24 protein-coding genes and 3 tRNA genes are annotated in these 22,267 nt (G+C 71.5%); 14 read left to right on the top strand and 13 right to left on the bottom strand.

Going from position 1 to position 22,267, the window contains the following annotated elements; genetic code table 11:
- Nucleotides 1-9: 9 nt before the first annotated feature.
- The 7 genes from crtI (at nt 10) to ABZ738_RS18550 (ending at nt 4,458) form a co-directional block, all read left to right on the top strand.
- Nucleotides 10-1,491, top strand: coding sequence for a phytoene desaturase family protein (gene crtI / locus ABZ738_RS18580; RefSeq protein ID WP_201272276.1), 1,482 nt, complete (start codon nt 10-12; stop codon nt 1,489-1,491).
- 16 nt (nt 1,492-1,507) lie between these two features.
- Entirely contained in the window at nt 1,508-2,086 is a 579-nt protein-coding gene (idi, locus tag ABZ738_RS18575; protein ID WP_131051433.1) for an isopentenyl-diphosphate Delta-isomerase, read from the top strand.
- Complete coding sequence (locus ABZ738_RS18570) at nt 2,076-3,011, top strand: MerR family transcriptional regulator (RefSeq protein ID WP_131051432.1); 936 nt, start codon at nt 2,076-2,078, stop codon at nt 3,009-3,011. The genes idi and ABZ738_RS18570 overlap by 11 nt, the downstream gene beginning before the upstream one ends.
- Before the next feature lie 155 nt (nt 3,012-3,166).
- Nucleotides 3,167-3,949: a polysaccharide deacetylase family protein gene (locus tag ABZ738_RS18565; RefSeq protein WP_131051431.1), complete on the top strand. Its 783-nt coding sequence runs from the start codon at nt 3,167-3,169 to the stop codon at nt 3,947-3,949.
- A gap of 153 nt (nt 3,950-4,102) precedes the next feature.
- Nucleotides 4,103-4,175: transfer RNA gene (locus ABZ738_RS18560), tRNA-Glu, on the top strand.
- A 33-nt stretch (nt 4,176-4,208) separates the two neighbouring features.
- Nucleotides 4,209-4,282, top strand: a tRNA-Asp gene (locus tag ABZ738_RS18555).
- A 102-nt stretch (nt 4,283-4,384) separates the two neighbouring features.
- Nucleotides 4,385-4,458, top strand: a tRNA-Phe gene (locus tag ABZ738_RS18550).
- Nucleotides 4,459-4,536: 78 nt separating this feature from the next.
- On the opposite strand, the gene ABZ738_RS18545 is transcribed toward ABZ738_RS18550, so the two are convergent.
- A complete protein-coding gene (locus ABZ738_RS18545) occupies nt 4,537-4,695 on the bottom strand; it encodes a hypothetical protein (protein ID WP_357214603.1) in 159 nt (52 codons plus the stop codon).
- Between the two features lie 109 nt (nt 4,696-4,804).
- Between ABZ738_RS18545 and ABZ738_RS18540 the strand changes: the two genes are divergently transcribed.
- On the top strand, nt 4,805-5,317 hold the full coding sequence (locus tag ABZ738_RS18540; protein ID WP_131051429.1) for an SRPBCC family protein: 513 nt from the start codon (nt 4,805-4,807) through the stop codon (nt 5,315-5,317).
- A gap of 18 nt (nt 5,318-5,335) precedes the next feature.
- Here ABZ738_RS18540 and ABZ738_RS18535 read toward each other — a convergent pair whose 3' ends face one another.
- A complete protein-coding gene (locus tag ABZ738_RS18535; RefSeq protein WP_131051428.1) occupies nt 5,336-5,725 on the bottom strand; it encodes a hypothetical protein in 390 nt (129 codons plus the stop codon).
- Nucleotides 5,726-5,879: 154 nt separating this feature from the next.
- Here ABZ738_RS18535 and ABZ738_RS18530 point away from each other — a divergent pair, with 154 nt between their 5' ends.
- Complete coding sequence (locus ABZ738_RS18530; protein ID WP_131051427.1) at nt 5,880-7,217, top strand: ABC transporter substrate-binding protein; 1,338 nt, start codon at nt 5,880-5,882, stop codon at nt 7,215-7,217.
- Nucleotides 7,218-7,283: 66 nt separating this feature from the next.
- Here ABZ738_RS18530 and ABZ738_RS18525 read toward each other — a convergent pair whose 3' ends face one another.
- Together ABZ738_RS18525 and ABZ738_RS18520 are read right to left on the bottom strand one after the other, a co-directional pair.
- Nucleotides 7,284-8,030 carry an enoyl-CoA hydratase/isomerase family protein gene (locus ABZ738_RS18525; protein ID WP_131051426.1) on the bottom strand — a complete coding sequence of 249 codons (747 nt, stop codon included), beginning with the start codon at nt 8,028-8,030 and terminating at the stop codon, nt 7,284-7,286.
- On the bottom strand, nt 8,027-8,959 hold the full coding sequence (locus ABZ738_RS18520) for a 3-hydroxyacyl-CoA dehydrogenase family protein (protein ID WP_131051425.1): 933 nt from the start codon (nt 8,957-8,959) through the stop codon (nt 8,027-8,029). Before ABZ738_RS18520 ends, ABZ738_RS18525 begins: the two co-directional genes overlap by 4 nt.
- Nucleotides 8,960-9,152: 193 nt before the next feature.
- On the opposite strand from ABZ738_RS18520, the gene ABZ738_RS18515 reads away from it, so the two are divergent.
- Nucleotides 9,153-9,449, top strand: coding sequence for a hypothetical protein (locus ABZ738_RS18515; protein WP_131051424.1), 297 nt, complete (start codon nt 9,153-9,155; stop codon nt 9,447-9,449).
- A gap of 128 nt (nt 9,450-9,577) precedes the next feature.
- On the opposite strand, the gene ABZ738_RS18510 is transcribed toward ABZ738_RS18515, so the two are convergent.
- A complete protein-coding gene (locus ABZ738_RS18510) occupies nt 9,578-10,354 on the bottom strand; it encodes a class I SAM-dependent methyltransferase (RefSeq protein WP_357214597.1) in 777 nt (258 codons plus the stop codon).
- Nucleotides 10,355-10,409: 55 nt separating this feature from the next.
- Here ABZ738_RS18510 and ABZ738_RS18505 point away from each other — a divergent pair, with 55 nt between their 5' ends.
- Nucleotides 10,410-10,790, top strand: a complete 381-nt coding sequence (locus ABZ738_RS18505; protein WP_117229983.1) for a PPOX class F420-dependent oxidoreductase — start codon at nt 10,410-10,412, stop codon at nt 10,788-10,790.
- 100 nt (nt 10,791-10,890) lie between these two features.
- Here the strand turns inward: ABZ738_RS18505 and ABZ738_RS18500 are convergent, their stop codons facing one another.
- Together ABZ738_RS18500 and ABZ738_RS18495 are read right to left on the bottom strand one after the other, a co-directional pair.
- Nucleotides 10,891-11,100: a BldC family transcriptional regulator gene (locus ABZ738_RS18500; RefSeq protein WP_007073996.1), complete on the bottom strand. Its 210-nt coding sequence runs from the start codon at nt 11,098-11,100 to the stop codon at nt 10,891-10,893.
- 252 nt (nt 11,101-11,352) lie between these two features.
- Nucleotides 11,353-12,192 carry a hypothetical protein gene (locus ABZ738_RS18495; RefSeq protein WP_357214595.1) on the bottom strand — a complete coding sequence of 280 codons (840 nt, stop codon included), beginning with the start codon at nt 12,190-12,192 and terminating at the stop codon, nt 11,353-11,355.
- A 274-nt stretch (nt 12,193-12,466) separates the two neighbouring features.
- Between ABZ738_RS18495 and ABZ738_RS18490 the strand changes: the two genes are divergently transcribed.
- Entirely contained in the window at nt 12,467-13,549 is a 1,083-nt protein-coding gene (locus tag ABZ738_RS18490) for a Glu/Leu/Phe/Val dehydrogenase dimerization domain-containing protein (protein ID WP_131051421.1), read from the top strand.
- A 297-nt stretch (nt 13,550-13,846) separates the two neighbouring features.
- Nucleotides 13,847-14,056 (top strand): DUF3073 domain-containing protein, encoded by a 210-nt coding sequence (locus ABZ738_RS18485; RefSeq protein ID WP_131051420.1) that lies wholly within the window; start codon nt 13,847-13,849, stop codon nt 14,054-14,056.
- 142 nt (nt 14,057-14,198) lie between these two features.
- On the opposite strand, the gene amcA is transcribed toward ABZ738_RS18485, so the two are convergent.
- The 5 genes from amcA to ABZ738_RS18460 all read right to left on the bottom strand — a co-directional run bounded on the left by amcA (nt 14,199) and on the right by ABZ738_RS18460 (nt 18,994).
- Nucleotides 14,199-14,435: a multiple cyclophane-containing RiPP AmcA gene (gene amcA, locus ABZ738_RS18480; protein ID WP_131051419.1), complete on the bottom strand. Its 237-nt coding sequence runs from the start codon at nt 14,433-14,435 to the stop codon at nt 14,199-14,201.
- Nucleotides 14,389-15,507 (bottom strand): cyclophane-forming radical SAM peptide maturase AmcB, encoded by a 1,119-nt coding sequence (gene amcB / locus ABZ738_RS18475; RefSeq protein ID WP_343232748.1) that lies wholly within the window; start codon nt 15,505-15,507, stop codon nt 14,389-14,391. Before amcB ends, amcA begins: the two co-directional genes overlap by 47 nt.
- A 191-nt stretch (nt 15,508-15,698) precedes the next feature.
- Nucleotides 15,699-16,850, bottom strand: coding sequence for a phosphoribosylformylglycinamidine cyclo-ligase (gene purM, locus ABZ738_RS18470; protein WP_131051417.1), 1,152 nt, complete (start codon nt 16,848-16,850; stop codon nt 15,699-15,701).
- 64 nt (nt 16,851-16,914) lie between these two features.
- On the bottom strand, nt 16,915-18,468 hold the full coding sequence (purF, locus tag ABZ738_RS18465; RefSeq protein WP_236145569.1) for an amidophosphoribosyltransferase: 1,554 nt from the start codon (nt 18,466-18,468) through the stop codon (nt 16,915-16,917).
- 163 nt (nt 18,469-18,631) lie between these two features.
- Nucleotides 18,632-18,994 (bottom strand): sterol carrier family protein, encoded by a 363-nt coding sequence (locus tag ABZ738_RS18460; protein WP_357214589.1) that lies wholly within the window; start codon nt 18,992-18,994, stop codon nt 18,632-18,634.
- A gap of 204 nt (nt 18,995-19,198) precedes the next feature.
- Here ABZ738_RS18460 and ABZ738_RS18455 point away from each other — a divergent pair, with 204 nt between their 5' ends.
- Nucleotides 19,199-21,388, top strand: coding sequence for a carboxypeptidase-like regulatory domain-containing protein (locus ABZ738_RS18455; protein WP_357214586.1), 2,190 nt, complete (start codon nt 19,199-19,201; stop codon nt 21,386-21,388).
- A 123-nt stretch (nt 21,389-21,511) separates the two neighbouring features.
- Here ABZ738_RS18455 and ABZ738_RS18450 read toward each other — a convergent pair whose 3' ends face one another.
- Nucleotides 21,512-22,264, bottom strand: coding sequence for a 2-phosphosulfolactate phosphatase (locus ABZ738_RS18450; protein WP_357214761.1), 753 nt, complete (start codon nt 22,262-22,264; stop codon nt 21,512-21,514).
- Nucleotides 22,265-22,267: the final 3 nt, after the last annotated feature.

Raw genomic sequence — 22,267 nt, 5'->3', positions numbered from 1 at the left:
AGGTTCTCGGTGCGAACCGTGGACGGGCGTACGGATCAGGTCGTGGTCGTCGGAGCGGGCCTCGGTGGCCTGGCCTGCGCACTGCACCTGGCGGGCAGCGGGCGGCAGGTGACCCTGCTGGAACGTGAGCCGGTGCCGGGTGGACGGGCCGGACGGCTCAGCGTGGACGGCTACGAGTTCGACACCGGCCCCACCGTGCTCACCATGCCCGACCTGATCGCCGAGGCGCTCGGCGCGGTGGGCGAGGAGCTGTCCGACTGGGTCGACCTGATGCCGCTCGACCCGGCGTACCGCGCCTACTACCCGGACGGCTCCACGCTCGACGTGCTGACCGACACCGCCCGGATGGCGGCGGAGATCTCCCGGGTCTGCGGGCCCCGCGAGGCCGACGGCTACCTGCGGTTCGTCGACTTCGCACGGAACCTGTGGCGGTTGGAGCGGGCCGACTTCATCGAGCGCAACCTCGACGCCCCCACCGACCTGCTCACCGCCAACCTGCTCAAGCTGGTCGCCACCGGCGCCTTCCGGCGGCTCCAGACCAAGATCGACCAGTTCTTCCGCGACCCGCGTACCCGGCGCATCTTCTCCTTCCAGGCGATGTACGCCGGCCTCGCCCCGCACGACGCGCTGGCCATCTACGCGGTCATCGCGTACCTCGACTCGGTCGCCGGGGTCTTCTTCCCGCGCGGCGGCATCCACGCGGTCTCGCGCGGGCTGGCCGGCGCCGCCGAGAAGCACGGCGTCAAGATCCGGTACGGCACCACGGTGACCCGGGTGGAGACCGCCCACGGCCGGGCCACCGGCGTGCTGACCGCCGACGGCGAGTTCGTCCCCGCCGACGTGGTGGTCCTCAACCCCGACCTGCCGGTGGCCTACCGCGACCTGCTGCCGGCGACCCGGCAACGCCGCCTGACCTACTCGCCGTCCTGCGTCGTGCTGCACGTCGGCTCGACCCAGGGCTACCGGCGCATCGCGCACCACAACATCCACTTCGGGCGCTCCTGGAAGGGCACGTTCGACGAGGTCATCCGACGCGGTGAGCTGATGAGCGACCCGTCCCTGCTGGTCACCAACCCGAGCCGGACGGACCCGGCGGTCGCGCCTGCCGGACGGCACACCTACTACGTGCTCGCCCCGGTGCCGAACCTGGAGCGGGCACCCTTCGAGTGGCGCGGCGACCTCACCGCCCGCTACTCCGACCAGCTCGTCGCCACCCTTGAGGAACGCGGTTACGTCGGCTTCGGCGACGGCGTCGAGGTGCTCCGGGCGGTCACCCCGGCCGAGTGGGCGGAGCAGGGCATGGCCGCCGGCACGCCGTTCGCCGCCGCGCACACCCTGTTCCAGACCGGTCCGTTCCGCCCGTCGAACCTGCACCCGTCGCTGTCCAACGTGGTGTTCGTCGGCTCGGGCACGCAGCCCGGCGTCGGGGTTCCCATGGTGCTCATCTCGGGCAAGCTGGCCGCCGGTCGCATCACCGGCCGTGGCCGCTGAACGAAGGATGGCTCTGATGTCACTGTCGCGGGAAGCCCACCTGGTCGAGCTGGTCGACGATTCGGGCCGGCGGATCGGGTCGGCCACCGTGTCCGCCGCCCACCAGACCCCCGGTCAACTGCACCGTGCCTTCTCCGTGCTGCTCGTCTCGCCGGACGGCCGGATCCTCCTCCAGCGTCGGGCTGCGGCGAAGACACGGTTCCCGCTGCGCTGGGCCAACACGTGCTGTGGTCACCCGCAGCCCGGTGAGGACGTGGCCGAGTCCGCCAACCGCCGGCTACACGAGGAACTCGGCGTCGGCCCGGTGGTGCTGACCGAGGTCGGCGTGCACGTGTACCGCGCCGAGGACCCGTCCACGGGTCGGGTCGAAGTCGAGTACGACCACGTCCTGCGTGGCGAGTTCTCGCCGGACACACCACTGAGTCCCGAGCCTGCGGAGGTCGCCGAGCTGCGCTGGGTCGACCCTGCGGCACTGGCCGCCGAGCTCGACCGTGACCCCGACGCGTACGCGCCGTGGCTGGTCGGCGTGGTGGACCGTCTGCTCCACCCCTCGGCCCCGGCCGGCGACGGGCCGGAGCGGCCGGGTGGCCGATGAGGCACTGAGCGCGGGGGCGGTCGCCCGACGACTCGGCGTCGCGGTGACCACGCTGCGCACCTGGCACCAGCGCTACGGCCTCGGGCCCAGCGAGCACGTACCCGGACACCACCGCCGCTACACGACGGCCGACCTCGCCCGGCTGGAGGTCATGCGACGGCTCACCGGCGAGGGGCTCAGTCCGGCGGAGGCGGCGCGATGGGCCCGGCAGGCTCCCGCCACGGCGGCGGGTGGTGTCGCCCGGTCGAGGACCGCGCGGGACGGCGGAGGCAACACCATTCCGGTGGGCCGCGCCGGTCCGGCGGCGCGCGGCCTGGCGCGTGCCGCGATGCGGCTGGACGCGGTCGCGATCAACGAGGCGATCTCACGCAGCCTGGCCACCGAGGGTGTGATCGGCACCTGGGACAGGCTGCTGCGCCCGGTGCTCGCCGGCATCGGGCAACGGCACGCCGCGACAGACGTGTTGATCGAGGTGGAGCATCTGCTGTCGCGCTGTGTCTCGGCGGCGTTCGCCTTGGCGGCGGCCACCCGTCCCGTCCTCGGGCCGCCGCGCATCCTGCTGTCCTGCGCCGACGAGGAGCAGCACAGCCTGCCCCTGGAGGCGCTGGCCGCCGCGCTGGCCGAGGCCGGTGTCGCGCACCGGATGCTCGGCGCCCGGGTCCCGGTGAGGGCGCTGCTGGACGCGATCGACCGGACCGGACCGGCCGCCGTGGTGGTCTGGTCGCACACCCGGGCCACGGCCGATGCCACCCAGCTCAGCGCCTTGCTGACCGTTCCGCGTCGACCGCTGCTGGTCCTCGCGGCGGGACCGGGGTGGCGGGCCGAGAGCCTGCCGGCCGGGGTGGTCCGGCCGATCGACCTGACCGAAGCGGTCTCGCTCATCGTCGCCGTACGCGACTCGCTCGACCGTTCGGCCGCATCCTGAGAGAAATTTCGGGGCCTTTGCAGGCTTCCATAGGGGTTCACGGCATTAGGTCGGCACGGAAAGCGGTGGCGTCCTGACCCGGCGTTTGTCTACTCAAATCGGGTGAACTAGCGTCGGGCAGTCCGTCGAACCCGAACCCCTCTCGGGAGCGAACGATGCGTACCCGTGTCCTGCTCGCGTGTGTCACGAGCCTGGTCCTCCTGGTGACCGGCTGCGGCGGTGGCGGCGAGTCGCCCCAGGCGACCACCCCGTCCAGCCCTCCTCCGTCGGCCGCCCTGCCCCCGGAGCCCTCGCCGTCACCGACGCTGGCCCCGCCCAAGCCCCCACTGCGGGCCCTGCCGGCCAAGCTGCCGGCCGGGCTGGTCCGCACCACCGGGGCCGAGGGGGTGGCTCTCACCTTCGACGACGGACCCGATCCGACCTGGACGCCCAAGGTGCTCGACCGCCTGAAGAAGGCGGGCGTCACCGCCACCTTCTGTGTGGTCGGCGCCCAGGTCCGCAAGCATCCCGACCTGCTCCGGCGGATCGTCCGGGAGGGGCACCAGCTCTGCAACCACAGCTGGAACCACGACCTCGACCTCGCCCGGCGGCCGGTCGCCGAGATCCGCGCCGACCTGGTCCGGACGAACAAGGAGATCCGGCGGGCGGTACCCGACGCGGAGATCCCGTTCTACCGCCAGCCCGGCGGCCGGTGGACCGCCGAGGTGGTGCGGGTCGCCAAGAAGCTGGACATGCGGTCGCTGCACTGGACGGTGGACCCGCAGGACTGGGCCAAGCCGACCGCCGCCACGATCGAGAAGCGGGTGAAGCGCAGCGCCAAGCCCGGCGCGGTGGTGCTGCTGCACGACGGAGGCGGCAATCGGGCCGCCACGCTCGCCGCCTGCACCAGGGTGATCGCCGCCCTGAAGCGCGACCTCGGCATCACCAAGCTCGGATAGACCCGTTCTGAGCTGCACTTTTACGAGACGTTGCGGCGGTAGCCACACCGGTTTGGCCGACCGGTGAGACATCACGTATGCTTTCCAAGCCTCCGGCGGGGCCGGATGGGAGCAAGTCCGCTCACGTTGCGAATGTGCAATGATAGCGGGGCCGCCCTCATCGTCTAGCGGCCCAGGACGCCGCCCTTTCAAGGCGGTAGCACGGGTTCGAATCCCGTTGGGGGCACGGTTCGACTTCGGTCGAATGCAACACCAGCTAGGTCCTGTGGAGCAGTTGGAGTGCTCGCCGCCCTGTCAAGGCGGAGGTCGCGGGTTCAAGTCCCGTCAGGACCGCAAGCGCTGACGCCGCGCACCTCGCGCGGCGTTCTGCGTATCGGGGCATGTGACCCTCCCGACGGGGACCCGGTGGGACGGGTAGCATGAGCCGAGCACCACGGCCAGGTAGCTCAGTTGGTACGAGCGTCCGACTGAAAATCGGAAGGTCGGCGGTTCGACCCCGCCCCTGGCCACATAGCCTTTCGCCGGGCTACAGCAACGCCGACCAGCGGAAACGCCGGTCGGTGTTTTGCTTTCCCCGGTAACGCCGCTCAGCCGTCCTGGCGACGTTGTGCCAATCCGCTCTGGATGGCGTCCCACACGCTGCGCCCCGCCTGCAGGATGCTCTCCCCGGTCTGCTCGGCCAACTGCCGGGCCGCCGACGGCTCGGGTCCGTTCGACTCGGTGGTGCCCGCTCCGGAGGCCGCCATCCGCCGATGTCCGTGGCGGACCGGAATCGACCCGTAAGCGGATCTTCCGGCAGGTCTCGGCCTTGCGGGAAGCTGCGCACGCGGGCATGAGCCGGTATGGTCCGGGCCTATGGGACAGGGGATTACTGATCCGATCGACATCCGACAGGATCACGAGCGGTTCACGATCCACAGCGCCCTGGTCGTCCCGGCCGCCCCCGAGCAGGCCTACGCGGTGTTCACCAGCAGGCTCGCCGACTGGTGGGTGATGGAGTACACCTGGTCCGGCCCGGAGGCCCTGGCCGAGCTTGGCATGGAGCTGCAGGCCGGCGGCATGCTCTATGAGATCGGCCCCTACGGCTTCCGCAGCGACTGGGGCCGGGTGCTGACCTGGGATCCGCCCCGGCGGCTGGTGTTCACCTGGCAGATCGGGGCGGACCGCGCCCCGGTGCCCGATCCGGCGCAGGCCAGCGAGGTCGAGGTGCTGTTCACGCCGGAAGGCTCCGGCACCCTGGTCGAGGTCGCGCACCGGCACTTCGACCGGCACGGCCAGGCCGCGGAGGGCTACCGGCAGGCGCTGACCGCCGGCTGGCACGAGCTGCTGTCCCGGTACGCCACCACGGTGGTCCAGTCCGGCACCTGAACGGGCTGCCGTTGTCGCTCAGGCGGACCGGTGCCGCAGGGTGGCCACCGTCGAACCGGCGAGGGTCAGCAGGCACTCCGGCAGCAGCCCGTCGGCCACCGCCGCACCGAACAGGGCACGGGCGGTGTCCAGGTCCGAGTTGGCGTACGCGCTGACGAAACGGGCCACCCAGCGGGCGTCGTACTCGGCCTGGTCGATTTCGGGGAAGTCGAGCGCGCAGGCGCCGGGCGGCACCGGATCACCGACCATCGTCGCGGCCAGGCACCACGCCACGTCGTACGCCCCGACGAGGCCGGCCCGGTCCACCACCGCGTCGAATGTCCCGACCACACCGTCGGAGTCGCCGTCGAGCGCCGAACTGAGGATGGCGGAGGCGTCGTCGTACGTCTGCTGTGGCGAGTCGGTCACCCACCGCACGGTAGGGGGCCCGGTCAAGCGACCACCGATGGTGACTCTCCGTAATTAGGGAGGGCGACCTGCGGATAGACACGCCTCCACGGTCCCGCCGTGCGTCACGGCACGTTAGTCTGCGCAGCGGACCTTCGCCGTAGGAAGGACGACGATGCACATGTCACGCGGCTTGCGGGCGGCCATCATGGCCACCTGCGCCACCCTCCTGCTCGCCACCAGCGCGTGCGGGAACGACCAGACCGAGGAGGCGGGCGCCGACCAGGTGCGCCTCTACGGTACGGACGGCAACATGCTCAACTCGTACCCGGAAGAGTTGCAGGATCGCGCCAACCTCGTCGACGGCATGAAGGGCACCACTCCCCTGACTCCGCTGCCGGAGGACTTCAAGAACCGGCTCCGGTCCATGGACCCGGGGCTGAACGACTTCCTCTACGCCGCCGAGGCGTACGACGCGGTGGTGATCAGCGCGCTCGCGACGGAACTCGCCGGCAGCACCAACCCGGCGGCCATCGCCCGGCAGATCGTCGGCGTCACCAACGAGGGCACCCGCTGCGAGACCCCCGCCCAGTGCCTGCGGCTGGCCCGCGACGGCGACGACATCGAGTACCGCAGCGTGTCGATCACCCGCGCCGGGTTCACCGACGCCGGTGAGCCCGCCACCGCCAGTTACGCCACCCTGCACTTCGACAACCAGCAGCTCAACGACGCCAAGACGGAGTTCGTCGGCGCCGGGGACGAGTCGGCGGCGAGCACGAAGGCGCCGCCGCGTGGCAGCCAGCAGCCCAGCGGCGCGCCGCTCGTCCTCGGCGGTCTGCTGCCCAAGACCGGCGACCTGGCCCTGGCGTACCCGCCGATCGCAGCCGGTGTGGGCCTGGCGATCAAGGAGATCAACGCGGCCGGCGGTGTGCTCGACGAGGACGTGGTCTGGATCGACGGCGACGACGGCACGGACCCGACGGTCGCCAAGCGGACGGTCGCCAGCCACGTCGGTGCCGGGGTGCACGTGATCATCGGGGCCGGCGCCTCCGGTATCTCAGCCGCCGTCCTGCCGGACGTGGTGGCGGCCGGCCGCATCCTCTTCTCCCCGTCGAACACCGCCGCGTCGCTGACCGACGCGGAGGACAAGGGCCTCTACTTCCGTACCGCGCCGCCGGACAGCCTCCAGGGTCGGGCGTTGGCCGACGTGATCCTCCGCGACGGGCCGCAGAAGATCGCCATCGTGGCCCGTAAGGACGCCTACGGCGAGGGCCTCCAAGAGGCCGTCCGGGCCGAACTGGAGCGGGCCGGGTTCGGCGGCGACAAGGTGACGCTGCTCGGCTACGAGCCGGGCGAGGGTGCCGACGCCGCACCGATCAACTTCAGTGACGGTGCCAAGCAGATCAAGGATTTCGGTGCCGACGCCGTACTTCTCATCGGCTTCAGCGAGTCGGCCGCGGTGATCCGGGCGCTGGCGGACGCCGACGTGCCGCTGGCCGCGCTGGGCCGCTGACCGATCCGACAGCGACGGCCGCACCGGAGGGTTCCGGTGCGGCCGTCGTGGTCTCTGCGGTCGGTCTCAGCGACCGCGACGCCGGTCCAGGAAATCCGTCATCCGGCGGTACTTCTCGTCGTCCTCGAAGAGCACCGCCTGGCTGACCAGGTCCAGGTGCGGATGGGCGGCGGGCGGCGCGTCCACGGCGAGCTTGGTCAGCCGCAGCGCCAGCGCCGAGCCCTTCGCCATCTCGTCGATCAGCGCGTGGGCCGCCGGCAGCAACTCCTCCGGCCCCGCCACCACCCGGTTGACCAGTCCGATCCGGGACGCCTCCGCCGCGTCCACCCGGCGACCGGTGAACAGCAGTTCCTTGGCCCGAGCCTCACCGACCAACGCCGGCAGCCGGTGCGTCGCGCCGGCACCGGCCAGGATGCCGAGCCGCACCTCCGGCTGGCCGAAGACCGCCCGCTCGGTGCAGACCCGCAGATCGCAGGCGTACGCGAGCTCGGCGCCACCGCCCAGAGCAGGACCGTCGACGGCCGCCACGGTCGGCATCGGCAGCGCCCGGATCCGGGCGAAGGCGGCCGAGTTGATCGCGGCCAGCGCATCCAGGCGGCCCCGCTCGCGTAGCTGACCGATGTCCGCCCCACCGGCGAAGATCCCGTCGGTGCCGCCGGTCAGCAACAGCATCCGGGGACGGGCCTCCAGGTCGGCGCAGACCTCGTGCAGCGCGGCGATCAGGTCGGCGTCGATGGCGTTGCGCTTCTCCGGCCGGTCCAGTGTGACCACCAGCCGGTCCGGGCGTTCCTCGACCCGCAGCCCGCCGCTCATCGGACCGCGCCCGTCCGGCCGGCGGAAGCCGCGCCCGGCGTCCCCTCGCCCGTCTCAGGCCGCGCCGTGCCGTCCGTACGCACACCGTCGACCCAGTGATAGAAGCCCTGCCCCGACTTCTTGCCCAGCCGACCGGCCGCCACCATCTCGGTCAGCAGCGGTGGCGGCGCGAACCGGTCCCCGTACGCGGCCTGGAGGGTGCGGGCGATGTCGAGGCGTACGTCCAGACCCACCAGGTCGGTCAGCTCCAGTGGCCCGACCGGGTGCCGGTAGCCGAGCACCATCGCCTTGTCGATGTCGGCCGGGTCGGCCACCCCGTCGGCGACCATCCGGATCGCCTCCAGACCGAGGGCCACCCCGAGCCGGGAGGTGGCGAAGCCCGGCATGTCGCGTACCACCACGGGGTCCTTGCCCAGCCGGGTGGCGAGCGTGACGGCGGCGGCGGTGGTCTCCGGCGCGGTGGCCGCGCCGACCACGATCTCCAGCAGCGCCATCGCCCAGACCGGGTTGAAGAAGTGCAGCCCGCAGAAGCGCTCGGGCCGGCGCAGTCCCTGGGCCAGCTCGGCGATCGGGATGCTGGAGGTGTTGCTGCCCAGTAGGGCCGGGTGCAGCGCCTCCGCCTCGGCCAGCACGGCCCGCTTCAGGTCGAGCCGTTCCGGCACCGCCTCCACGATCACCTGTGGCTCCGCAGCCACCTCGGCCAGGCCCGCCCGCAGGGTGACGCGTTCCTGGTTCGCGGCGGCCTGCGCCACGGTCAACCTGCCGCGCCGGACGCCCCGGTCCCACAGCTCGGCGAGCCGGATCATTGCCTCCGCACCGCGTTCCCGGTCCACCTCGACCAGTTCCACCGTGTGGCCGGCGCCGGCCGCCACGTACGCGATGCCGAGGCCCATGGTGCCGGCACCCACCACCACGAATCGTTCAGTCATGGTGCCACCACCGCAGGGTGACGACGACACGCTCTCCGACGCCGTCGACGCGCGGGATCGCCGCCACGCCGCAACCGGCCCGTACGCTCCGCTCAGTCATGCTGCGACCCTATGCAGCACCGACCGGGCCCGATGCGTGGGGGCGGACGGGATCGGGTACAGACCGCCGACAGCCAAAGGGAAGGACGAACAGATGAGCCAGGCACCGGAGACCACGGGCGACTCGGGCACCCAGGAGACCGTCGAGACGCGCGGCGACGAGCGCATCGAGTTGCTGCGCGCCGACACCAACAACGACGGCCGTACCGACGTCTGGGTGGTCGACACCGACGGTGACGGCAAGGCCGACCTGTTCCAGTTCGACACCGACGGCGACGGCAAGGTGGACGTCACGATGGTCGACATCGACGAGGACGGTCAGCCCGACGAGGTCGTCGACGGCGACGGCGGCCTGCCGCCCGAGCAGCTCCCCCCGACCGTCCAGGTCTAAGCCTTCGGAGCAAGGAAGGGTCCCCTGCTAACGCCTACGGCATAGCAGGGGACCCTTCCTAACATCCGGCGGCGCCCAGGCGCTCAGCTCAGGGCGCCCAGGCGCTCAGCTCAGGCGGCCTTCGGCGCTCAGCTCAGGCGCAGGGTGGCGAGGTAGTACGGGGCGTCCCGGTCGTCCACGTCGGTCAGTCGCCATGCGGTGCCCCGGACCAGTTCGGCGAGTTCGGCCGGCGAGCAGACCAGGTAGTCGAACCAGGGCGTACCGAGTTCGCGGTAGCGCAGCCGTAGCCGGAGCTGCCCGCCGAGGCGGCCCCGTCGACGGTTGCGCTCGTGGTAGCCGCTGTGCAGCGGATCGGTGGTGCCGTACGGGTCGGTGCCGTGCGCGATCACCTGCGCCCCGGGGTTGGCCATCGCGGCCAGGGCCGCCAGGAAGGCGGGTGCGCGCTCCCGACCCTCGAACAGGCCCAGGTTGTTGCCGAGCAACAGGAACGTGTCGTAGCGCCGCCCGTCGGCGCAGTGCTCGTCGACCGTGCCGTGCACCAGATCGCGTACGCCCCGACGACGGCACACCGCGAGCGCGCCGGGCGAGACGTCCAGCCCGGTCACGGGTACGCCGCGCTCCTGCAACAGCAGCGCGATCCGGCCGCCGCCGACGCCGACGTCCAGTGTCGCGCCCCGCACCCGGTCCACGGCCCGGTGGTCGTGTGGTTGCCACTCCTGCGGCCCGGCCAGGTAGTGGGCGGCGGGCGCGCCGTTGACCAGCCCGTCGTCCCGTTCGATGATCTCGATGACCGGTCGGGGCAGCCGCCCGCCGGCCAGCGGCCGGGGACCGACCCCGGTCGCCACCGCCAGCGCGTCGCGCAGCAGTTCTCCGAAGACGTCACCGATCCGTGGTTCCCCCGTCACGTCCTTAACGCTAACGGGCTGCTCAGTCGCGCGCGACGCCCGTATCCTGGGCGGCGTGACCACGTTGGACCGCCTCTCGGCGGAGAAGTACATACTCCTCACGACCTTCCGCAAGGACGGCCGCGCGGTGCCGACCCCGGTCTGGGCGGTACGCGACGGCGACGCCCTGGCGGTGTGGTCCGCGGCGGATGCCGGCAAGGTGAAGCGGATCCGGCGCAGTGGGGATGTCACGGTGGCGCCGTGCGACGTGCGCGGTCGACCCCATGGCGAGGCGGTGCCCGCCCGGGCGAGCCTCTACGACCCCGGAGCGACCGATCGCATCCGGGGGCTGATCAAGCAGAAGTACCGAGTGATCGGGCGGCTGACGCTGCTCGGCAGCCGACTCCGCCGGGGCACCGGCGGCACGGTGGGGATCCGGGTCGAGCTGACCGGCTGAGGCCGGTACGCCGACCCGGCCGCCGGGTCCGGACATGTCGAAGGGCGACGGATTCGAGAATCCGTCGCCCTTCGTGGTGTCTCTGCTATCTACCAGCCGGTCAGTCCCCCTGACGCTGCTGCGGGATCTGCCCCTGCAACAGCGCCCTGACCTCGGACTCGCGATACCGGCGGTGGCCGCCCAGGGTCCGGATGGCGCTCAGCTTGCCGGCCTTCGCCCAGCGGGTCACCGTCTTCGGGTCGACACGGAACATCGACGCCACCTCGGCCGGTGTGAGTAGCGGCTCTGGTTCGTGCGTTCGCGATGCCATCGGTCACTCCTCCACATGTAGAGACATCGGCCGGGGTCCCGCCGGCCGACGCGTCTCCCATGGTCCGGCTAGTCCCCGATGTCCGACATGGGCCGAACGGCCGAACGTCCCTAGACGGACGGATGAACCATGCCCGATTTATGCGACTATTACACGCCAGAAAGTACCTTATTCGGACTCATAGTCACGGCTCGTGACGCAACAACTACGAGCACGCCTCATGTTGCAGCCCGAAATTTGGGCAAAAGCGGACTAGTTGCAGCGTTCTAGAAGTTGCACGGCCCGCCAGCGCGCAACGAGCTTGTCGTACGCCGCAGACGCCTCCTCGGCCTCGCCACGCGACAGTCCGGCGAGTCCCGTGGCGACGAGTTCCGCCGAGTCGTCCTCGGCGAGCGTCTCGTCGGAGAGCAACTCGACCAGACCCCCGTAGTCCAGCTCCACCACCGAGCGGGGGTGGAACTCCTCCAGCCACCGGGCGGCCTCCTCGACCGCCTCGGTGATGGGCGCCTCCCCCACCGACTTACGCAGCACCGACAGCGCACGCGACGACCGGCGGCGGGCCTTCGAGATCTCCGTCCGGAAGCGCAACGCACGACGCTCCGGTGCGGTCACGTGGTGACGCTCCTGCGGCTCGAAGAGCACGAACCAGCGCAGCGGCACCCCCCAGGTGGCGATCTGCTCGTGCACCCGGGGTACGCCGTGCTCCAGCACCCGGGCCCCGCTGCGCCAGTCCTCCACCACGGCCTTGGCCTGCCCGGCCAGCACCGGCGGCACGAACGCGTCGGCGAGCACCGCCGGCACCCCGTCCCGGGCGCTCAGCGCGGCCTCGGCCACCCGGATACGCAGGTTCCACGGGCACACCAGCAGCGTCTCGTCCGTCTCCAGCACGTACGCCTCGTCGGGCAGGTCGGGCAGCCGGGTCCAGCCGGCACCGAGCGCCTCGATCACCGAGGTCCGTTGCCGTACCGGTCCCTCCACCGGCGCCACCGCCCGCCCCTGCTCGACGTAGCGCCGCCAGTACGCCTGACGATCGCGATCGAAGGCGGTCAGCGGCTCGTACACGCGCAGGTATGAGGCGAAGAGCGACGGCACGGCGCGATCCTCCCACGAACGGCAAGCCGAGCGTTGCTCGGCGTCACCCGGCCGGTACCGCGTGGCGAGCCGAAACGGGGGTCCGGCGCCCTCGTCGCGCCCTACGGCGCGGGCGTCGGGACGCCCGGTGCGTACGCCCGCTGGGCGGGACGTGGACGCCCGGGAGGGGCCGGGGAGCGCCCGTCGATACTAGGCTCGCACCACCGGCAGCATCCCCGCCGGCTCGACCGAGGTCCGCGTCCCACAAGGACGCCCGCCGACACAGGAGCCAGTCATGGGCGTATTCGCCACTTCCGACGACCCGGGATCCACGGGCCACGAGCAGGTCGTGTTCTGCCAGGACAAGCAGACCGGCCTGAAGGCGATCATCGGGATCTACTCCACCGCGCTCGGCCCGGCGCTGGGTGGCACCCGCTTCTACCCGTACGCGAGCGAGGAGGCCGCCCTCGCCGACGTGCTCGACCTGTCCCGCGGCATGGCGTACAAGAACGCTCTCGCCGGGCTGGACCTGGGTGGCGGCAAGGCGGTCATCTGGGGTGACCCCGAGCAGATCAAGAGCGAGGCGCTGCTGCGCGCGTACGGCCGCTTCGTGGAGTCGCTGAGCGGGCGCTACTACACCGCCTGCGACGTCGGCACGTACGTGCCGGACATGGACGTCATCGCCCGCGAGACGCGGTACGTCACCGGCCGCAGTGTCGAGCACGGCGGTGCCGGCGATTCCTCGATCCTCACCGCCTGGGGCGTCTTCCAGGGCATGCGCGCGGCGGCCGAGCACGTCTGGGGGGTCCCCACGCTGCACGGCAGGCGGGTCGGTGTGGCCGGCCTGGGCAAGGTCGGCAAGTACCTGGTCGGTCACCTGCTGGAGGACGGCGCCGAGGTGGTGGCCACCGACGTGAGCCCCCGCGCGCTGGACTGGGCGCGGACCACCCACCCCGAGGTGACGCTCGTCGAGGACGCGTCCGCGCTGGCCGCCGCCGACATCGACGTGTACGCACCCTGCGCCCTGGGCGGCGCCCTGGACGACGACACGGTCGGCGCGCTGCGGGCGAAGGTGGTCGCCGGTGCGGCGAACAACCAGCTCGCCCACTCGGGCGTGGAGAAGCTGCTCGCCGACCGGGGCATCCTCTACGCGCCGGACTACGTGGTGAACGCCGGTGGTGTGATCCAGGTCGCGGACGAGATCGAGGGCTTCGACTTCGACCGCGCCAAGCTGCGGGCGACCCGCATCTTCGACACCACGCGGGAGATCCTCCGGCTCGCCGACACCGACGGTGTCCCGCCCGCCGTGGCGGCCGACCGGCTGGCGGAGCGGCGGATGGCCGACATCGGCCGGCTGCGCGCGATCCACCTGCGGTGACCTCGCCGAACGTTGAGGGCGGGCCGCGTTGCTCCCGCCCTCAACGGGCGCATCCGGCTAAACTGAAAATACGACGCGTTCATGGAGTTTTACCCCGTGTCAGGACCGTTCCCGGCATCGCTCCTTACCGGGTACAATGGGTGACGACCGGTTGACCGCCACGCGCGGCGGCGGTCAGCGGTAACCCGAGGTGCCGAACGGTGGCATCCCCATGTACCGTAAGAGCCACGAGAGATGCCTGACGTCATCGGGGCCCGCCTTCGGGCTGCCCCGCATTCTGTGCGAGGGGGTCGAGCCATGGGGCGCGGCCGTGCTAAGGCCAAGCAGACAAAGGTGGCCCGGGAGCTGAAGTATCACTCCCCGAACACCGACCTCGCCGCCTTGCAGCGAGAACTCGGCGGCAGCGGCAAGTCGGACCACCATTTCGACGACGACAAAGAGTACGTCGACGATGATGAGGACCACGCCGAGGACGACCCGGACACCTGGGTCCGTCCCACCCGCTGACCCCCGGTCACATCCGAGCACGCGGTAACTCCCCGCGTGCTCACGTATGTGCCCGGCACGCGGCGGCGTACCACCCGACGCTCAAGGGCCTGCCACGCCCGGAGGTAATCCGGGAACGTGGCGGGCCCTCGACTCCGGCCGGTCAGCGAGGCCGGTTGTTCCAGTTGTAGAACGTCGGGATGTTCTCGAAGTGGTTCCAGGCGCAGACCGCGCTCGCCCCGTCGCCGCCCGCCACCTCCGCTCGTAGCCGTCGTGCGGCCTCCGCCTCCTGGAGCAGTGCGGTGAGCCCGGCAGCGGCCTCCCGCACCCGGTCGGTGACCCGGTCGGCCTCGTTACCCGTCACCCGCTCGGGCTCCCGGTGACCTGTGGTCTCGGGCATGATCCAACACTCCCTCCAGTAGGCGGATCTTGCTGTTGCGGCAGTGCTCGGTCTCCGTACCGTCGAAACGGCCCAGCTCGAAGTAGCGGTTGGCCGCGTGGCCTCCGCCACAGAAACCGAAGTACGGGCAGGACGAGCGGCAGGCTTCCACCCCGCTCAGGAACTCACCGACCCAGCCCGTGCCGGCCGCACCGGCGAGAATCGAGTGCAACGGTGTGGCCAGGACGTTCCCGCTGCTGAAGTCGCCGTGGCGCGGATCGGTGAATCCGGCCAGCTCCGGTGAGAGCACGACCACCGCGCCGTCGTACGCCACGGTGGGGATCGGGTCGAGACTGGCCGGCAACAGGTCGTCCGCCGTGCCGTCCAGGACCGCGGCGGCGTACCGCAGCGACCACTCGACCTCCCGCAGGTGGATCCGTGGCTCGCGTCGCCAGGCCGCGACCAGCTCGGCCCAGAAACCGGTCACCGCGGCGGCGTCGTGAGCGTTGTCACGGGTGTTGACGCCCTCGGTCTCCTCGATGTTGACCCCGAGCACCTCGCACCCGAGGTCGAGGAAGTAGGCGTACAACTCCGCCGCCCGCTCCGGCGACGGGTCGTTCACCACGGCCAGCGCCGAGAACGGCAGGTCGTGCCGGCGCAGCGTCGCCACACCCCGCACGATCCGGTCGTACGCCGGATGACCGGCCCGGGTGACCCGGTCCCCGTTACGCGCCCGGGGCCCGTCCACGCTGACGCTGACCCGGATCCGGTGCGTCACGAAGAACTCGCACCACGCGTCGTCGATCAGCGTGGCGTTGGTCTGCACGTGGTGTTCCACCTCGGCGGCGAACGGCGCCATCAGCGCCGCCAGTCGCTCCCGGCCCGCCGCGAGCGGCTCCCCGCCGTGCCAGACCACCGAGAACCGCCCGGAGGCGGCCCACGGGTTCACCGAGGCGGCCACCGCCTCCGCCACCGCCACCGGCATCCGCCGGTCCGCCGCGCGCAACGGCAGATAGCAGTACGCGCAATCCAGATTGCAGAGGGTGGTGGGCTGCATCACGACGTACGACGGGACGCCGGCCAGACCCCGCATCCCCCGCAACGACCGTCCCCGTGCAGCCATCGCCCTCCTCACCGGTTGACGGCTACCGGGCACACCACGGCACTGGCGCACCCACAGCTTCCGAAGCAGCGCCTCAAAGGCGAAGCAGCCTCTAAGGCTAGGCCGCGACGGCCACTTGGGTGAACCCCTGACCAGGTGGTTGGACGATCGGTGTCAGATGATCAGCCGCGAGTGTGCTGTCCGATCATCTGCACCTCACCGGTGCCCTCGATGATCTCGCCGGCCTGCCACGCGTCCACCCCGCGACCGGTCAGCGTGGCCAGCGCGCGGTCGGCGTCCTCGGCCGAGACGATCGCGAACATGCCGACGCCCATGTTGAAGGTCGCCTCCATCTCCGGGTCGTCGATCCGCCCCTTGGACTGGATCAGGTCGAAGATCGGCTGCGGCTTCCAGGTGGAGCGGTTGACCACCGCGTCCACGTGCTCGGGCAGGATGCGCACCAGGTTGCCGGGGATGCCACCGCCGGTGACGTGGGCCAGCGACCGCACCTCCGCCTCGGCGATCAGCTTGAGGCAGTCCTGCGCGTAGATCTTGGTCGGGGTCAGCAGCTCCTCGCCGAGGGTGCGCTGCCGGCCGAAGTCGTCGATCACCACGTCCAGCCGCATCCGGCCGGCGCCCAGCAGCACGTGCCGGACCAGGGAGTAGCCGTTGGAGTGCAGGCCGGACGAGCGCATGGCGATCACCACGTCACCCACCTCGACCCGCTCCGGGCTGAGGAGTTCGCTCTCCTCCACCACGCCCACGCCGGTGGCCGAGATGTCGTACTCGTCGGGGCGCAGCACACCCGGGTGCTCGGCGGTCTCCCCACCGAGCAGCGCGCAGCCCGCGTACCGGCAACCGTCGGCGATACCGGCGCCGATCTCGGCGACCCGGTCCGGCACGACCTCACCGGTGGCGATGTAGTCCAGCAGGAACAGCGGCTCGGCGCCGCAGGCCACCAGGTCGTCGACGACCATCGCGACCAGGTCGATGCCGACCGTGTCGTGGATGTCCAGCTGCTGCGCGATCACCAGCTTGGTGCCGACGCCGTCCGTGGAGGAGGCCAGGATCGGGTTCTTGTACTTCGTGGTGTCCAGCCGGAACAGGCCGGCGAAGCCGCCGAGGTCGCCCATCACCTCCGGCCGTCGGGTCTGCTTGACCTTGGACTTGAGCAGCTCGACCGCGCGGTCGCCCGCCTCGATCGACACGCCGGCGTCCGCGTACGAGACCGAACGTTTGCGAGCGGGGCGGCCGGTGCCGGCCGTCCAGGACTGACGGTCGCCGCCGCCGGTCGGGCTGCTTCCTGCGCCGCTGCGCTCGGACACGTGCGTCACGGTTCTCCCCTTAGTGGTTCTCGGCGGCCGCGTCGGCGGTGACCGGCGCCGCAGCCGGATGGTGCTACGGGCGGTGTGTGGTCGCCGACATCGTCACGTCGGTGCGGGGCGTCGTGCCGGCCTGCTCACCGGTGTCGACGTCGTCGTCGACGCGGTTCGCGACCCGGCGGCTGATCCCTTCGAGCACGTGCTTGCCGATCAGGTTCCCGACGGGCAACTCGATCGGGTACTCCCCGTCGAAGCAGGCCCGGCACAGCCGGGTCTTCGGCTGCTCGGTCGCGGCGATCAGACCGGGCAGCGAGACGTAGCCCAACGTGTCAGCGCCGATGGAACGCCGGATGCCCTCGTTGTCGAGGCCGTTGGCGAGCAGCTCGGCGCGGGTGGCGAAGTCGATGCCGTAGAAACAGGGCCAGGAGACCGGCGGTGAGGAGATGCGGACGTGCACCTCCACCGCGCCGGCCTCGCGGAGCATCCGGACGATCGCGCGCTGGGTGTTACCCCGCACGATCGAGTCGTCGACCACGACCAAGCGCTTGCCGCGTACGTTCTCGCGCAGCGGGTTGAGCTTGAGTCGGATGCCGAGTTGACGCAGGGTCTGCGACGGCTGGATGAAGGTACGCCCGACGTACGGGTTCTTCATCAGGCCGGCGCCGTAGGTGATGCCGGACTCCTCGGCGTAGCCGATGGCGGCCGGCGTGCCCGACTCGGGCACCGGGATGACCATGTCCGCCTCGACCGGGTGCTCCTTGGCCAACTGGCGGCCGATCTGCACCCGTGCCGAGTGCACGTTGCGCCCGGCGATGGTGGCGTCCGGGCGGGCGATGTAGACGTACTCGAAGAGACAGCCCTTGGGCTCGGGCGCGGCGAACCGGTTGGAGCGCAGCCCCTCGGCGTCGATCGCGATCAACTCACCGGGCTCGACCTCGCGGACCACGCTCGCGCCGACGATGTCCAGCGCCGCCGTCTCGCTGGCCACCACCCAGCCCCGCTCCAGGCGGCCGAGCACCAGCGGACGCACGCCGTGCGGGTCCCGGGCGGCGTACAGCGTGGTCTCGTCCATGAAGGCGAAGCTGAACGCGCCCCGCAACTGCGGCAGCACCTCCAGCGCGGCGGCCTCGACGGAGAGATCCGGGCGACTGGCCAGCAGCATGGTGACCAGCGAGGTGTCGTTGGTCGAGCCGTCGGTGCCCAGGCCACGCTCGGCGACCTCACGCTGGAGATCGGCGGTGTTGACCAGGTTGCCGTTGTGCGCCAGCGCGATCGTGGTGCCCGAGCTGGTGGCCCGGATGGTCGGCTGGGCGTTCTCCCAGGTCGAGGCACCGGTGGTCGAGTATCGGGTGTGGCCGATGGCAACGTGCCCGCGCAGGCTCGCCAACGTCGGCTCGTCGAAGACCTGGGCGACCAGGCCGAGATCCTTGTAAACCACCACGCCGGAGCCGTCGCTGACCGCTATCCCGGCCGCTTCCTGCCCACGGTGCTGCAACGCGTACAGCCCGAAGTAGGTCAGGTTGGCGACCTCTTCCCCCGGCGCCCAGACACCGAAGACGCCACACGCGTCCTGGGGGCCTGGCCGTTGGGGATCAAGGTCGTGGCTCAGCCGGCCGTCGCCTCGGGGCACCTGCCGCTCCCTCTTGCTGGTCTGGACTGGCCTGTCGGAGCCACCGGGGCCGCTCCGCGCTGCATCGGCCGGAACCACACTGTCGTCGCCTGACAGTGTACGCGAATCCATGTCGCCACATACAGTCACACTGATGCGGCGTAGTGTCATCGCGCCACACGCGTCACTCCAGTTCGAGCGGCAGGTACGCGGACAGATCCGCTCGCGCGCCACTCGCCCGTACGCGACCCTCCGTGACGGCCCGCTCCCAGTCGAGCCGTCCGGTGGCGAGAAGGACCCATGTCTGCGGATCCATCTCCACCGTGTTCGGCGGAGTACCGCGGGTGTGTCGTGGCCCCGGAACGCACTGAACTGCACCGTAAGGTGGGACACGCACCTCCACCGATCGGCCGGGGGCACGCTCCGCGAGGGTGGCCAGCAGGGCCCTGACCGCCGCACGAAGCACCGGCCGTTCGGGCGCGCGCCCCTCGTCGAGCGCCGACAGCACTGCGGCCACCGCAGCGGACTTAATGTACGGAGAGGACACGACGGGACGATACGGCGCGGTCGCCCGGCGCGTCACGATGGCCCTGGGTCGCGCCGATCCGACCCGACAAGGCATAGTTGCCGACGGCGTATTCGTACCGTGATGTTCCTTCGGCCGGCGCTCGCCGGTACGAGGAGGTCAGTCCGGAAGGCGGTGGACGTGTCAACACACCGACGAGCCTGGCAAAAGCGGGCCGGTGTGGTCGTGGCGCTGATTGTCGGTGCCCTGCTCGCCGTCCCCGCCACACCCGCACTCGCCGCGAACCCGGACGTCCAGATCACCAACCTGCCGAACGGCACTCTCCAGTCCGGACAGCAGACGTCGATGACGTTCCGCGTCACGAACAACAACGGCGTGTCAATGCCGTTCAGCATCTCCGTCGGTACCTTCAACGGGCTGAGCTGCCAGGGCGAGTGCAACATCCCCGCGCGCGAGATCGGGGCCAACGCAGACGAGTCGGTCACGGTCACCCTGGTCGCGGGCGACGTGGCGGCCGGTCAGGAGCGTTCCGGGAAGGTACGGGTCTCCGCCCGCGCCATCACTGGCGAGCAAGGTGGCGACGAGCGCGACATGACGGTGCGCGGGCCCAACCCCGCGCCCACCTCCCAGGCACCGCAGACGGTGCGCTCCATCGCGGGCAAGGTCGTGGCGCGCTCCGGTGACGGGGTGCCGAACGCGTACGTGCTGCTGGTGGACAGCGCCGGCCGTCAGCGGGACACCACCAGCGACGGCAACGGCAACTTCCGCTTCACCGGCAACAGCGGCAACCCGATCGCGCCCGGCCGGGTCGATATCGGCGCGAGCAAGGACGACATCCGGGCCACGGTGAGCTTCACCGCCAACGCCGGCCAGCAGATCACCGGGCGACGGATCACCCTCGCCATCGAGACCTCGGCCAGCCCGAGCGCCACCCCCTCGGAGAGTGTGTCGGCGGAGCCGACCGAGGACCCGTTCGCGGACGACGCCACCGACGAGACGGACGCGCCTCCCGGCGACGCTCCCGCCGCCCAGGCCCCGGCCGGCAACGAGAGCTCCGGCGGCTTCGGCAACTGGCTGCTGATCCTGCTCGGCGGGCTCTTCGTGGCGATCGGTGTCGGCACGATCGTGCTGCTCTGGATGAAGCGCAAGGAGAACGAGGACCCCGATCCCGACGGTGAGCCCGTCGCCGGGGCACCGGCCGGTGCGGTTCCCGCAGCCCGTGGCTCGTTCGCCGGGGCGGACGACCAGACCCGGGTGGTGAACCGGGTCGGCTCCGCTCCAGATCCGACCATGGTGGGCGGTCCGGGCCTGGCCAACGCGCCGACGATGATGCACCAGCCGGTGGTCGACGACGTCCCGCCGGACCCGTACGGTGCGCCTCCGCAGCCGTACGGCGCGGCGGGCGGTTCGGGGCAGCAGGCATGGTCGGGCGGTTACGGCGACGAGCAGGGCGGCGGCTACGGCGGCGGTCCGGGCTACGGCAACGCCCCGTCCTCCGGTGGCGGCTACGGCAACGCACCCTCCTCGGGCGGGGGCTACGGCACCAGCCCGTCCTCGGGTGGCGGCTACGGCAGTCGTGACTACGGCGCGGGCGGCAGTGGGTCGGAGTACCCGCCGGCCGGTGCCGGTGGTGCCGCCGGCTACGGCGAGCGGTACGACGAGCCGACCGGCCGCTACCAGGGCGACGACACCCGTTACCCGGCGCCTGCCGACCCGTACGCGACCGGCGTCTACCAGCCGGAGGGCGGCCAGGGTTACGGCCAGCCCGAGCCTGGTGGCTACGGTCGCGGCGAGCCCGGTGGTGCCGGCTACGGCCAGGGCGAGCCCGGTGGCTACGGCCAGGGCGGCGACGCCACCCGAGGCTACGGCCAGGGCGACCCGACCGGCGGTTACGGCCAGGGCGGGCCCGGCGGCTACGGCCAGGGCGGCGGTGACGCCCCCCGGGGCTACGGCCAGGAAGACCCGACCGGCGGTTACGGCCAGGGCGGCGACGCCACCCGTGGCTACGGCCGGGGTGAGCCGACCGGCGGCTACGGTCACGGCGCGGAGCCGACCGGCGGCTACGGCCAGGGCGCCGGTTACGGCCAGGAACCACCGCAGCAGCGCGGCGGCTACGACAACTACAACGAGCCCACCGGTTACGCCCCGGGTGGCTACGGCCAGGGCGGCGGCTACGGCCAGGAACCACCGCAGCAGCGCGGCGGCTACGACAACGCCTACGAGCAGGGCGGCTACGGCCAGGGCGGCGGCTACGGCCAGGAACCGCCACGCCAGCGCGGTGGCTACGACAACGACTACGAGCAGCAGCAACAGGGTGGCGGCTACCACAGCGATCCGGCGCAGAGCGGTCGCGGTCGGCCGGACGGCCCGGGACAGGAGCGGGGCGGTCGCCGGCTGGACTGGATGGACGACTGACCACCCGGACCTCGTATCCCGCTGACGCGGAGGCACCGACGAGAAAGAGCCGTGGACCTTCCGGTCCACGGCTCTTCGTCGATGGTGGATCGGTCACGTGTCCGCAGTGATCGGTCGGAACGGTCAGGCGGCGGAGTAGACGCCCTGCCGCAGGAGCGGGACCACATCGGAGGCGTCGACCCGTACCGCGACCTCGACATCGTCGGGGAAACCGGCCTCGATCAGCTCGCGACCGGACACGCAACCCCGGACCGCCGCAGGCACATCCGGCGTGCTGGCCAGCGAGGCGAGTGCCATTGCCGCCTCCACCGACAGACCACCCGGCACTCCGGAGATGGCGTCCAGTACGCAGGCCGCACCGAGCTGGTCCTCCACCGCCGGCCTGAGCGAGCCGTCCGGCCACTGCTCACCGGCGGCGACCACGCCGATCGGATCGGTGGTCGAGCCGTACCCCTGGCGCAGCAGCCAACTCCCGACGGCGCGGGCGTTACGCAGGTTGGCCGCCACCACCGGCAGGCCGGTGGCGCTGGCGGCGGCGCTGATGGCCGATCCGTTCGGGGAGGGCAGCACCAGTTCGGCGACGAAGGGTGCCCGGCTCAACGCGGCAGGCGACAGCGACCACGGATGTTGCGCGGTCTGCCGCCGACCGGTCGCGACCACCGCACCGATCCGCTGTGCGTAGTCGGCGGCCTGGGCGCCCCAGGGGAACGGGTGCACGCGCATCCCCCGGCCGACGGCAACCTCGACGGTGGTGGTGAACGACAACACGTCCACCACCACCAGTGCCGCGCAGACCCGGCCGAGTTCGGCCGCTCCCGCGAGGCCCCAGTCGAACCGGGCTCCCGATCCGGGTTGGGCGAAGACGGCCGAGGCCACCGC

Source organism: Micromonospora sp. NPDC047793 (genome assembly GCF_040642635.1).
Classification (GTDB): Bacteria; Actinomycetota; Actinomycetes; order Mycobacteriales; family Micromonosporaceae; genus Micromonospora.
Note: the sequence above shows the minus strand (reverse complement) of the source record. Positions and strands in the feature narration are given on the sequence as shown.